Source organism: Weissella koreensis KACC 15510 (assembly GCF_000219805.1).
GTDB classification, from domain to species: domain Bacteria; phylum Bacillota; class Bacilli; order Lactobacillales; family Lactobacillaceae; genus Weissella; species Weissella koreensis.
The window spans coordinates 477,786-490,328 of the sequence record NC_015759.1 but is presented as its reverse complement, the minus strand read 5'-3'; the positions used below and the strand labels follow the sequence as shown (position 1 = coordinate 490,328).

At 36.7% G+C, this 12,543-nt stretch carries 11 protein-coding genes; 7 read left to right on the top strand and 4 right to left on the bottom strand.

Features of this window, described 5'->3' with window-relative positions; translation table 11 throughout:
• Positions 1-35 precede the first annotated feature (35 nt).
• Positions 36-1,052 (top strand): tryptophan--tRNA ligase, encoded by a 1,017-nt coding sequence (trpS, locus tag WKK_RS02370; protein WP_013989336.1) that lies wholly within the window; start codon positions 36-38, stop codon positions 1,050-1,052.
• 21 nt (positions 1,053-1,073) lie between these two features.
• Entirely contained in the window at positions 1,074-2,012 is a 939-nt protein-coding gene (locus WKK_RS02365) for a Ppx/GppA phosphatase family protein (protein ID WP_006845905.1), read from the top strand.
• Between the two features lie 815 nt (positions 2,013-2,827).
• On the opposite strand, the gene WKK_RS02360 is transcribed toward WKK_RS02365, so the two are convergent.
• On the bottom strand, positions 2,828-3,682 hold the full coding sequence (locus WKK_RS02360; protein WP_013989335.1) for an NAD(P)H-hydrate dehydratase: 855 nt from the start codon (positions 3,680-3,682) through the stop codon (positions 2,828-2,830).
• Positions 3,683-3,979: 297 nt separating this feature from the next.
• Here WKK_RS02360 and secA point away from each other — a divergent pair, with 297 nt between their 5' ends.
• Positions 3,980-6,346 carry a preprotein translocase subunit SecA gene (gene secA / locus WKK_RS02355; RefSeq protein ID WP_006845903.1) on the top strand — a complete coding sequence of 789 codons (2,367 nt, stop codon included), beginning with the start codon at positions 3,980-3,982 and terminating at the stop codon, positions 6,344-6,346.
• Between the two features lie 239 nt (positions 6,347-6,585).
• Positions 6,586-7,701 (top strand): peptide chain release factor 2, encoded by a 1,116-nt coding sequence (gene prfB / locus WKK_RS02350; protein ID WP_006845902.1) that lies wholly within the window; start codon positions 6,586-6,588, stop codon positions 7,699-7,701.
• Between the two features lie 63 nt (positions 7,702-7,764).
• On the opposite strand, the gene femX is transcribed toward prfB, so the two are convergent.
• Complete coding sequence (femX, locus tag WKK_RS02345) at positions 7,765-8,778, bottom strand: UDP-N-acetylmuramoylpentapeptide-lysine N(6)-alanyltransferase (protein ID WP_006845901.1); 1,014 nt, start codon at positions 8,776-8,778, stop codon at positions 7,765-7,767.
• Between the two features lie 227 nt (positions 8,779-9,005).
• Between femX and WKK_RS02340 the strand changes: the two genes are divergently transcribed.
• The 3 genes from WKK_RS02340 to WKK_RS02330 all read left to right on the top strand — a co-directional run bounded on the left by WKK_RS02340 (position 9,006) and on the right by WKK_RS02330 (position 10,724).
• Complete coding sequence (locus WKK_RS02340) at positions 9,006-9,773, top strand: TrmH family RNA methyltransferase (protein WP_006845900.1); 768 nt, start codon at positions 9,006-9,008, stop codon at positions 9,771-9,773.
• 85 nt (positions 9,774-9,858) lie between these two features.
• Positions 9,859-10,362 (top strand): HD domain-containing protein, encoded by a 504-nt coding sequence (locus WKK_RS02335; protein ID WP_006845899.1) that lies wholly within the window; start codon positions 9,859-9,861, stop codon positions 10,360-10,362.
• A 35-nt stretch (positions 10,363-10,397) separates the two neighbouring features.
• Entirely contained in the window at positions 10,398-10,724 is a 327-nt protein-coding gene (locus tag WKK_RS02330) for a winged helix-turn-helix transcriptional regulator (protein ID WP_013989333.1), read from the top strand.
• Positions 10,725-10,896: 172 nt separating this feature from the next.
• Here WKK_RS02330 and WKK_RS02325 read toward each other — a convergent pair whose 3' ends face one another.
• Together WKK_RS02325 and WKK_RS02320 are read right to left on the bottom strand one after the other, a co-directional pair.
• On the bottom strand, positions 10,897-11,721 hold the full coding sequence (locus WKK_RS02325) for an alpha/beta fold hydrolase (protein WP_006845897.1): 825 nt from the start codon (positions 11,719-11,721) through the stop codon (positions 10,897-10,899).
• An 87-nt stretch (positions 11,722-11,808) separates the two neighbouring features.
• On the bottom strand, positions 11,809-12,342 hold the full coding sequence (locus WKK_RS02320) for a TetR/AcrR family transcriptional regulator C-terminal domain-containing protein (RefSeq protein WP_006845896.1): 534 nt from the start codon (positions 12,340-12,342) through the stop codon (positions 11,809-11,811).
• Positions 12,343-12,543: the final 201 nt, after the last annotated feature.

Genomic DNA, 12,543 nt, shown 5'->3' with positions numbered 1-12,543 from the left:
AGCAGACATAAAATATGTCTGAAGGGTAGGAATATATGACTGAGCAAAAAGTATTGTTAACGGGGGATCGTCCCACTGGTAAATTACATATTGGGCACTATGTGGGCTCACTTAAAAAACGGGTAGCAATGCAAAATTCTGGAGAATATACCCCATATATTATGATTGCGGATAAGCAAGCCTTTACGGATAATGCTCGCGATCCAGAAAAAATACATAATTCATTATTAGAAGTAGCTTTGGATTATCTAGCGGTTGGAATTGATCCTAAAAAAACTACTATTTTTGTTCAATCTGCAATTCCAGAATTATCAGAATTGACGGAATATTTCTTGAATTTGGTTTCAATTGCGCGTCTGCAACGTAATCCAACTGTTAAGACTGAGATTCAACAAAAAGGTTTTGGTGAATCAATTCCAGCGGGATTCTTTATTTATCCGGTGTCACAAGCTGCTGATATCGCATTATTTAAAGGTGAAGTAGTGCCAGTTGGGGATGATCAAGAACCAATGTTAGAACAGACACGAGAATTAATTCGAACTTTTAATCGAGTTTATGATGTTGATATTTTAAAAGAACCTCAAGGTATTTTCCCACCAAAGGGTCAGGGGCGTATTCCTGGATTAGATGGGGTTAAGATGTCTAAATCTTTGGGTAATGCAATTTATTTGAGTGATTCAAAAGATGAATTATGGAATAAAATTAAGTCAATGTATACAGATCCCACCCATGTAAAAGTTGATGATCCAGGTCATGTTGAAGGTAATATGGTCTTCACATATCTTGATATCTTTGATTCAGATCAAAATAAAGTGGATGAATTGAAGGCACAATATCAACATGGTGGTTTGGGAGATATGAAGTTAAAGAAGTATCTTTTTGAAGTCTTAGATGCTGAATTAACACCAATTCGGGATCGGCGCGCTGAATTTGCTGCTGATCGAGGCGCCGTTTTGGAAATGTTGGCTGAAGGATCAGCCCATGCTCGAAAAACAGCTCAGGCGACAATGTACGAAATTCGCGAAGCAATGGGTATTGAATACTGGAATTAAACTTTATTTTGAGGTAATATCATGGGTTATTTAGCAATTGTAGATTTAGGTTCAAACTCAACTCGTTTTGTAATTGAAAAATTACAAGCGGATGGAACATTTCAAGAACTTGAGCGGGTAAAAAAAGATACACGTTTAGCTGAAGGAATGGGGAAAAATGAGGGTTATTTAACTGAAACGGCGATGCAAAGGGTTTTTGAAGCGGTTAGTGAGTTTAAAGAAATAGCCCAATCCTATCAAGACTTGGAAGTCATTGGGATTGCAACTGCTGCAGTGCGAGAAGCTAAAAATAAGACAGCTTTTGTCCAACAATTAAGCGACAAATTTCAAATTGATGTTCGTGTTTTAACTGGTGATCAAGAGGCCTATTATGATTACTTGGGCGCAATGTCAGCCCTAGATCATATTGATAACGCCTGGCTTCTAGATACTGGTGGTGCAAGTATTGAATTAGTTGGAATTGAAGATAGAATGGCAGTCAATTTTATTAGCTTACCATTTGGTGCGGTTAATTTAGCCGAACGATTTAATTTGAATGGACCAGATCCGATTACAGACGAATCTTTATCGGAAGCAGAACAATATATTGATCGAGAATATGATGAGTTACCTTGGCTTGAGTGTGATCAGCAACCAATTATTCTATTAGGAGGAGCTAATCGTACTTTGGCACGGTTACACCGGAGTAAACAAGCTTATGAAGATCTAAGTAATTTTCATGGTTATCAAATGCCAGTTGAACATGTTCAAGCATTATTTGATGAATTACGTAGTTTAAGTCATCAAGAACGTTCAGCTATCTTAGGCGCCGAAGCTAACCGAGCTGATATCATTATCAGTGGGTTATTGCCTCTAATGCAATTAGTAGATGTCACAGGGACCAAGGAAGTTATATTTTCAGCTTCTGGTGTACGTGAAGGAATTTTGCAAGAATATCGTTTAGAGCAAAATGATAATTAAAAATGGGATAATAAATTTAATGTAATATTATCGCATTTAATTAAAGACAGTCTAATGTAGGCTGCCTTTTTGTTTAATTACAAGCAAATGATAAAACGATAAAATAAAAATGAGATAATACTTGTAAGCGATTACATGTGGTGCTATAATATAGATATTCCAAAAGAAAGGCAGGTGAGTAATTTGGAAGAATCTAAAAAATTAACTGAATTTACTTTAACTGAACCATTCTTGCACAGGAGCATATCACAGTAGTGACTTAGGGATATAGCGTATCTTTTGATGATAAACATTTCGGCCATGAGAAGGCCAACCTAATGTCATTAGCAATCAGATTTATTACCAAACATCATAATCATTCAGTCTAGGCTGAAATGGATGTAAGTATATGTTTTCGATAATAAACTGCTCCTGATATGACTTAATTATTGTTAATTAAGATGTGTCTGTGTGGGACTTGTTGAAGTATGATTTGGTTCATGTAATATCAACGACAGGTGTTTAAGACTGCAGCTTAGACCTTTGATATTACAAAATGACAATTGAATATAGGGTGGTAAATAGTCCTTCCTTGAATAACATGAAAATATGTTTTTCTAAAGTTGCACGCGGATCAATGTATCGGCGTGCTTTTTTTTGAAATTAAGTTCAATAAAAAAGCTAGGAAATAAATCCTAGCTTCTTATCGATATGCCTTGAAAATTGCATAATGTCATAATTATTGAACTTTGATCGAGCTGTTTTTCGATTCATAAAAAATTAAAGCAAACATGCCTTTTCTATGAATTAGAGGAGGTTTTTATTATATATTTAATTTAGATAATGTCTGGTAGGTTGGTATTAATTCGTGCCATATAATTAGGAACGAAATCGGAAATGAAGCTTGGTCGAACCACCCAATTATGTTCTGCTAGCTCTTGAGCAATCGCACTATGAGCATAAACAGCTGCTTCAGTTGCACGACGTGGTTCGGCGAATTGACCAACAAAACCGGCAATTAATCCAGCGAGTGTATCGCCCATTCCACCAGTAGCTTGGTATGGACCACCAATCAATAATTGCATTTGGCGATTTTCACTGAGAATTACTGTGTGGTACTTTTTTAAAACTAAAACATCAATATTCAAAGTTTTACGTTGTAAATCATTTAATTCCATGGAATCTTGATATGCAACCATAACACTGGAAAGTTTTGCCCATTCCCCTTGATGTGGGGTGGCAATTGTAAAGACGTTATTTGGAATCATAACATGTTTATCGGCGATGATGCCTAAAGCACTTGCGTCTAAAATTAACGCTTGATTCTCGCGCATTGCACGCATTGTTGATCGAAGTAACTCTACAGCATCATCTGAGTTGCCTAAACCTGGTCCGATCAAAACCACGGAACTTTTACGAACGTGATCTAAAACGGCTCCCTGATCGCTCCAATCTAAGGCCATAGCCTCCGGATTCCGAACGTGAAGTGCAGTAATGTTATCAGCATGGGTTGCAACGGTGACTAATCCAGCTCCTGAGTTGACTGCGGCTGAGGCAGCCATCAGAATTGCACCACCATATTGTTGATTGCCACCAATTAAGAGTAATTTTCCAAAATTAGTTTTATTGGTTGCGGTCGGTCGCTTCTGGATGACCTCATGTAAAATATCAGCTTTAAGTTCAGTAACCATTGCCAAAACCCTCCCAAGTCATAAATGTAATAAACTATTATCTAATTTTATCACATAAAATTTCAGTCTTAACGATTTTAATTTATATAATTGAATATTAACAATATTTGACCATGAAAATATTCAATTTTACACTTTTTTATGGTTCTAGATACAGTGTCAAAGTATGTAGTGGTGTGTTACAATTGACTCTATAATTAGTGATTAATTGGGACGTAAATTGGCTTTATAGTAATTTATGGAATCCTTAAATTGAAGTTTTCTAAATATAAATAATTAAAAAAGGTGAATTAAAAAATGGCAAATCCAGTACGACAAATGATAGAAAGTGATCGGGGAACGCTCCGCCATTTGCGTCGAATCGCAACTAAAGTTGATTCATATGCAAGTGAAATGGAAGCATTGAGTGATTCAGAATTACAAGCAAAAACACCTTACTTTCGTGAATTATTAGCTAATGGGAAAAGTTTAGATGAAATTTTACCAGAAGCTTTCGCCGTTGTTCGCGAAGGAGCACGACGAATTTTGGGATTGTATCCATTTATTGTGCAAATTATGGGTTCAATTGCCTTACATCAAGGTAATATTGCCGAGATGAAGACTGGTGAAGGAAAGACTTTGACAGCGACAATGGCTGTTTACTTAAATGCTTTGCCACAAAAAGGGGTTCATGTTGTGACGGTTAATGAGTATCTTTCACAACGAGATGGGCTTGAAATGGGTGAACTTTACCAATGGTTGGGACTAACGGTTGGAATTAATTTATCTGAACAATCAGCTGACGAAAAACGAGCTGCCTATCAAGCTGATATTACTTACTCAACTAATTCAGAAATTGGCTTTGATTATTTGCGAGATAACATGGTTTCGCGGCGTGAAGATCGTGTGCAACGACCTTTGAACTTTGCTTTGGTCGATGAAACTGATTCAATTTTGATCGATGAAGCTCGGACACCTTTGATTATTTCAGGTGCTCCAGCTCAAGAATCAACCCAATTGTACGTGCGAGCTGATCGTTTTGTTAAATCGTTAATTCGGGACGTTGATTTTGAAGTGGACTTAGAAGCTAAGGCAGTATTGTTGCACGATGAAGGAATAACTAAGGCTGAAAGTTACTTCAATTTACCTAATTTATATGGATCTGATAACATTGCGTTGACGCATCATATTGATCAAGCGCTACGTGCAAATTACACGATGGAAAATAATAAGGATTATGTGGTTCGAAATGGAGAAGTCATGTTAGTTGATGCTTTCTCTGGTCGAATTCAAGATGGTCGTCGTTTCTCAGATGGATTACATCAAGCCTTAGAAGCTAAAGAACAGGTTCAAATTCAAGAGGACAATCGAGCAATGGCTTCGATTACTTATCAAAATTTGTTCCGTCGTTATAAGAAGCTTTCTGGGATGACTGGAACGGCTAAAACCGAGGCTGAAGAATTCCGCGAAATTTATAATATGGAAATTGTCAGCATTCCAACCAATCGGCCTAATGCTCGAGTAGATGAGCCAGACTTACTATATCCTAGTTTACAAGCTAAATTTAAGGCTGTAATTGAATTAGTTCAGAAGTTACATGCGAAGGGTCAGCCGATTTTGATTGGAACCGTAGCAGTTGAAACTTCTGAGCTGCTATCACAATTATTGAATCGGTTAAATGTGCCACATAATGTTTTGAATGCTAAAAACCACGTCAAAGAAGCGGAAATTATCGCTAATGCTGGTCAACGTGGCGCTGTGACGATCGCTACTAACATGGCTGGTCGTGGAACTGATATTAAATTAGGCCCTGGGGTAGCTGAATTAGGTGGTTTGGCTGTGATCGGAACTGAACGACATGAATCTCGTCGAATTGATAATCAGTTGCGAGGACGTGCAGGCCGTCAAGGTGATCAAGGTTATTCTCAATTCTTTTTGTCTTTGGAAGATGATTTGATGCTGCGCTTTGGTGGTGAAAAGATTAAAGCTATGATGGATCGATTGAACATTGAAGATGACGAAGCAGTTATTCGAAACCGATTTATTACAAGTTCAGTGGAATCAGCGCAAAAACGAGTTGAAGGTAATAACTATGATGCTCGTAAGAATGTTTTGCAATATGATGATGTAATGTCACAACAACGAGAAGTATTCTACCGTGATCGTAACATTGTGATTGATGAAGAAAAATCCTTAGAACCTGTTTTGTTACCAATGGTTCAACGGACGATCGATCGAGTGATAGATGCTAATACACTGGGCCCATCTAAGGAATGGAATCTCGACGTACTTGCTCAATTCATGCGTTCTGTCTTGATGCCTGAAGATATGGTTAATGAAGATCAGTTAGCAGGTAAGAGTAAAGATGAGCTCAAAGAATACTTGTATAATCAGGCTTTGACAGTTTACGCTGATAAAGTTGGTGCCTTACGTGATGAAGAGCAATTATTGCAATTTACACGGGTTGTTATTTTACGAGTACTTGATGAACAATGGACCGATCATATGGAAGCTATGAATCAATTACGTGATGCAATCCAATTACGAGGTTATGGTCAATTGAATCCTTTGATTGAATATCAAAATGAAGGTTTCGCCATGTTTGAAGAAATGATTTCAAGTATTGAATATGAAGTGACACGACTCTTTATGAAGGCCGAAATTCGTCAAAATTTGACGGTTTAAACTCGGATTATTTAGTTGATAATGGTAATTGTTGAGACTGACTAAATCAAATTTAGAGGGGCTGGGACAAAATTGTACCGGCCTCTCTATTACTGTGAAAAAGTCATATTTCAAAATTCAATTTTGAATTAATCTTATTTGAAACGTAATTTTGTAGGATGAATTATAAAAAGATAGTTTGGGATATTGAATCAATTCTTATCATATCGTCTCTACGTAATAAGAAAGGAATATTTGAAATGGAATTAGTTGAAATTCGCCATGATTTGGAAGAAATAGAAAAAGAAGTTACCAATCTTGGAGAAAATTTGGATCTGGAAGCCCTAAATGATCAAATTGCAGCCAATGAAGATGCAATGGGACAAGCAGATTTTTGGAATGATAATGTAAAGGCACAAGCCTTAATTGATGAAAACAATGATGTAAAGCAACGGCGGGATAATTATTTACAGTTAAGAAATGGGATCGAATCGGTCGAAACTGCTCTTGAATTGTTGAATGAAATGCCCGATGATGAGATGGAAGCTGAACTTGATGTTGAGTTTCAAAATCTACAAGAAAAGTTAGAACAATACCGACTTGAACAATTATTGAATGAACCCTATGATGCTAACAACGCCATTTTGGAAATTCACCCGGGATCAGGGGGAACGGAGTCAGCAGACTGGGGTGCCAACTTACAACGAATGTATACACGCTGGGCGGAAAAACATAACTTTAAGGTAGATATTTTAGATTATCACCCGGGGGATGTGGCCGGAATTGATTCAGTAACATTAAAAATTACAGGACATAATGCCTTTGGTTATTTGCGTTCAGAACGAGGCGTCCACCGATTTGTACGAATCTCACCATTTGATTCAGCTGGTCGTCGGCATACTTCATTTGTGTCCGTTGATATTATGCCTGAATTAGATGATTCAATTGAAATTGATATTAATCCCGCAGACGTTAAAATGGATGTTTATCGCGCCTCTGGAGCAGGAGGACAGCATATTAATAAGACTTCTTCAGCGGTACGGTTGACGCACTTGCCTACGGGGGTTGTTGTAGCTTCACAGCAACAACGTTCACAATTTCAAAATAAGGATACCGCTTATGGAATGTTAAAAGCTAAGTTGTATCAATTGGAAATGGATAAAAAAGAGGCTGAACGGGCCGAAATTTCAGGTGATCATCTCGAAAACGGTTGGGGTTCACAAATTCGTTCATATGTTTTTCAACCATATCGAATGGTTAAAGATCACCGAACTAATTTTGAAAGTGGAAACCCACAAGGGGTGATGGATGGGAATCTTGATGGTTTCATGAATGCCTATTTGCAATGGAAACTTGGTTTATTAAACCCTGAATAGATGAATTAAAAAAAGAGGCTAGGATGTTACCCTAGTCTCTTTTTTTAATTCATCTATTTATAATTAATAGCCCATTTCATGATATGTGTCTTCATCTAAGACGACGTCAATCTCGCCAATGTACTCGCGTGGATCAGCTTTAACGAAGTTACGTTTGAAGGCATATAAACCATCGGAATTATCGGCTACTTCAATACCACCCATATCATAACCAGCTAAGTGTTTGTCTAGAGCCCATTGAATCATTTCTGTTTGTACGGCATAAGGTGCAAAGTAAGTATTACCATCAACAGAACCAGCATACATGTACCAGATTTTATTTCCATAATTGAAACCAATTCCGGTTGCTAATAGTTCACCTTCGCGTTCAGCTAAATAGATCCGCATGATATCACTATCACCAAAGGAAGCCAATAAGCGTTCAAAATAATCCTTTGGGCGATAAGAGATACCATGACGTTCTGCCATTTCAGAATATGATGTGAAGAATGAATCAAGTTCTTCGGTGGTATTTCCCCAGCGAACAGTTACCCCATCACGAATTGGACGGCGAAGCTTACTCTTCATCTTTGAAGAATAAAGATCAAATGTCTCTTTAGCGTCGGGCCATTCGGTTAGATCAATCACCATATTACGACGAGGTTGGATGGTCCCGTGCATTCCTAAAGCATCCACGTTGCGGTTACGAGTTACAAAGCCATTGGCTTTGAGGGTGTCATTCAATTCTTCTGAAAAGTCGACTTCTGGATCAAAACGAAGTAGATAGACATTGTCATCAGCCAAAGCCTTTTTAGCTTCATCAACTAAAGCCATCAGCATTTCTGTATTATTGATGTCAACAACGGGTCCTTTTGAGGCATATGCAAATTTTTTACCATTCTTTAAAGTGCTTAAGAGCATTGACATGGCAGCGGTAATTTCACCAGCTTCATTTTTTAAATAAACATAGCGAGGTTCCCAATTGTTTTTAACATGTGACCAGCGCACGTCTTGCGTGATTCTTCCAAATTCAGAATTTTGAACAAAATTTTGGTATTTTTCAACAGCAGTACTATCATTTAAATCTAAAACTGGCATGATAATCTCTTTTCTTTTGTATTTATAGTAGTTAATTTTAGCATAATATCAATATTAAGTCGGGATTTTTTATAAATTTTGAAAGAATTAATAGCAAATATTTAATGATCATTTTGGGGTAGTTATGACAATGAAAACGTTATTTTTTGATAACTAATAATGATAGTAAAACTAATGTAATGTAAGTAATACTAGGGTTTATCCATGGAATAGCGTATAATGTAATTATGGAAAAAATAAATTCAAATCAAAATGCTCGTGTTAAAGCATGGGCCAAGTTACAAACGAAAAAAGGGCGTCAAGCTAGTCAAACATATTTGTTAGATGGTTGGCACCTGGTTCAAGAAGCAATTCATTCTGATGGAAAAATTCGGGCTATTATCGCAACTGAAGATCAATACGAATTACATCAAGATGAATTACCTCTAGGAGTTCCCGTTTTTGTAATTTATGACGACATCGCTAAAAAGTTATCAGACTTAGTTACCCCGCAAGGTATTTTTGCGGAAGTTTCATTACCAAACTTCAATCGCGCACCAAAGTATATTCATGAAGGAGCATGGCTATTCTTGGATGCGATTCAAGATCCTGGAAATGTTGGAACAATGGTTCGTACTGCTGATGCAGCTGGATTTGCTGGAGTAGTCTTTGGACAAGGGTCTGTAGATCCATATTCTCCTAAGGCAGTTCGTGCAATGCAAGGTTCACAATTCCATTTGCAATTAGCAAATGGAGACTTGCACGAATGGATTCCAGAATTCGTACGTAATGAATTCCAAGTCTATGGAACTCAATTAAATCCAGAAGCAACCAATATCTTTGAAATTATCCCAGCTCAAAACTTTGCTTTGGTGATGGGAAATGAAGGTCAAGGTATGGCTACGGATTTAGCTGAGATGACAAACCAAAACTTGTATATTCCGTTGAAGGGACATGCTGAATCTTTGAACGTAGGGGTAGCTGCAGGAGTAGCTATGTTTACCCTTAATCATTAATTTATATTATTAGTTGACTTTAATTGAAGATGATAGTTTAAGATGACAATGTTGATTTTCAACATTGGTAACGAGGAGGCAAACCGTGCAAAAAGATGCCTGGAAAAATGATCGCGCTTATCGCGACATTGTCGATGATTTATTACAGCAGCCGGCCGTACAAGAGTTGGCAAATTACACTCAACACCATCATTCGGATCGTTTGACGCATTCGATTATGGTTTCATATTGGAGTTATCGTTTAGGACTTCGTCTGGGATTAAATGCTACAGCACTTGCCAGAGCCGGAATTTTACACGATTTATTTTATTATGATTGGCGGGATACTAAGTTTGAATTGGGGACACATGCATTTATTCATCCCCGGGTAAGCTTACGTAATGCTGAAAAAATCACCTCGTTGTCAGAAATGGAGAAAGACATTATATTAAAACATATGTGGGGATCAACTTGGGCCATGCCTCATTACTGGGAAAGCCTTTTGCTGAACTTGGTCGATGATGAAACAGCAGTAATGGATTTCTTTAATCCAGTATTGGATAGTTTTAAGGCGCTTAAGACCCTACATTGGATTAATCGAGAATCGTAACTTATAATTTGATGAAGTGCATGGAGGAAAATAGCATGGCATCCACTGAAATTAAAACAGCGGCTAGTCTTAGCCCGAAATTTATTGCAACTTTTGAAATATTAGGACGAAAATGGAATGGTCTGATTGTGGAGGCCCTTCTTATCGATGGACCAAAACGTTTTAAAGATCTAGCTGCTACAATTGAGACCTGTTCTGATCGGGTTTTGGTAGAGCGTCTTAAGGAATTGGAAGAAGCAAACATTATTGAGCGAACACCAGTTTCTGATTCATCTCGACGGGCCTACCAATTGACTGAACGTGGTGAAGCAATGCGACCAATGATGTCAGCTATTCACACCTGGGCAGATCAATACAATTAACAATTGAAATTATTAAAAAAAGACTGGAACAATTTTTGTTCCGGTCTTTTTTGTTATATATTCAGTAAAATACTGAGTTGATTAATTAAAAATGTTTGAGAAGCTTAATTGGATGAATTGCGGTAAACAAAATATTTTAAATTTATTCATAAAAACTAAATGGGATGACCACTTATAGAGTTTTATAGAAATTTAAAATGCTGTTTAAGACAAGTTCAGGTGCTTCTATTTGGAGCCAATGTCCACCATCGATCAGTGAAAAGTTGAAGGGGCCAGAAGTATACTTTCCGGACTGTTCCATCTGGGATTGACTAAGATATAGATCATTTTTACCGTATAAACCATGGACTGGTACAGGAGTAGGCGCTAATTTGGAATCATTGTCACTAGGAACTAGGTTTGCGCGATATAAGTTAAGGGCGGCTGTGAATCGACCAGCTCTTTTTAAATCTGGTAACCAGTTGGTATCTAACTCGCTATTATTTTCAGTAAAGATTCTAAAGGCTGCCCAATCATTTTGAGAGAACATTTTTTCGGCCATTTCTTCGAATTGGAACGCCATGGTGTACCAACCTTTTTTCTTCTGTTCAAAACCACCATCTAAAGCATATGCATAAGGGTGACCAACACTAATAGGGAAGTATGAGGAAAATTGATCTGGGAAAAAGCTGATCAGCATCCAACCGATATTAGCACCCCAATCATGAGCCACTAGTTTGACAGGTTGAGTTAAATTCAAACTGGCCTTTAATTCCAAAATATCTTGCATGATAAATTTGATCTTGTAATCGTCTTTATTTGGTTTTAATTCTGATTGTCCAAATCCTCTTAAGTCAGGCGCGATTACTCGATATCCGGCGGAAACTAATCCAGGAATAATATTTCGCCAGACATCAGCAGAGTCAGGGAAACCATGTAGTAAGAAAATTACTGCACCGGTTCCTTCATCAAAATATGATAATTTTACATTTGATAGTTGCACTTCAAGTCGTTGCATAAATAATTACCTCTTTTCAAGATTAAATTATATCTTTTTCCAGAAGAAATTTAATTACCCAAAATAGCTTTTTTGGGTAGTAGATAATTATTCCCATTTGGAAATGTTAAACTTCGTGAAGTGAATTAAAGCATAAAATTGATCAATTAAAACCGCAATATCAATATCAAAATCATTGATAATCCAGTTTTCAATAATTCCAGTCCAGCCATTCGAGAAAAAAGTGGCATTAAAATAAAAATTTTTATCATCATTGGCGGATAATTCATTGAAGAGTCTAATGAAAAGTGCTCGCATATGGGTTAGAAAAATATTATGCCATTGGTTATTGTCTACTGTAATGGAATTTTTATAAAAAGCGCCTCGACTTTTATAAGTTTCTAATAAAAGTTTTGCTCCATTTTTCCAATTGATTTTGTTAGTCTCTGAAATGTTGAAATTCAAGGATAAATCATCTTGATAAATATCGTTTAATAAAGCATATTTATCTTCAAAGTAATAATAAAATAATTTTCTTTGGATATTTACATTTTTACAGATGGTACTGATACGGACTTTATCAAAAGAACTAGAAGCAATTAACTTCAAAAACTCGATTTTAATTTGTTCTCGGGTATTCATAAAATTTACTCCGCCTTTAGTTGTAGTTCTCTTGAGTATAAACGATAGCTCATTACCTTTTCAATAAAGTAAGCGAACGTTAATGCTTTTTCTGGTAATTTAAAATTTGATATTGTTGATTATCAGAAGCGGTGTAACAAAGCAAAGGGATTTAATTAATTGATCAACTAGGTAAAAAAATGGTAAGATTACCTAGATTTT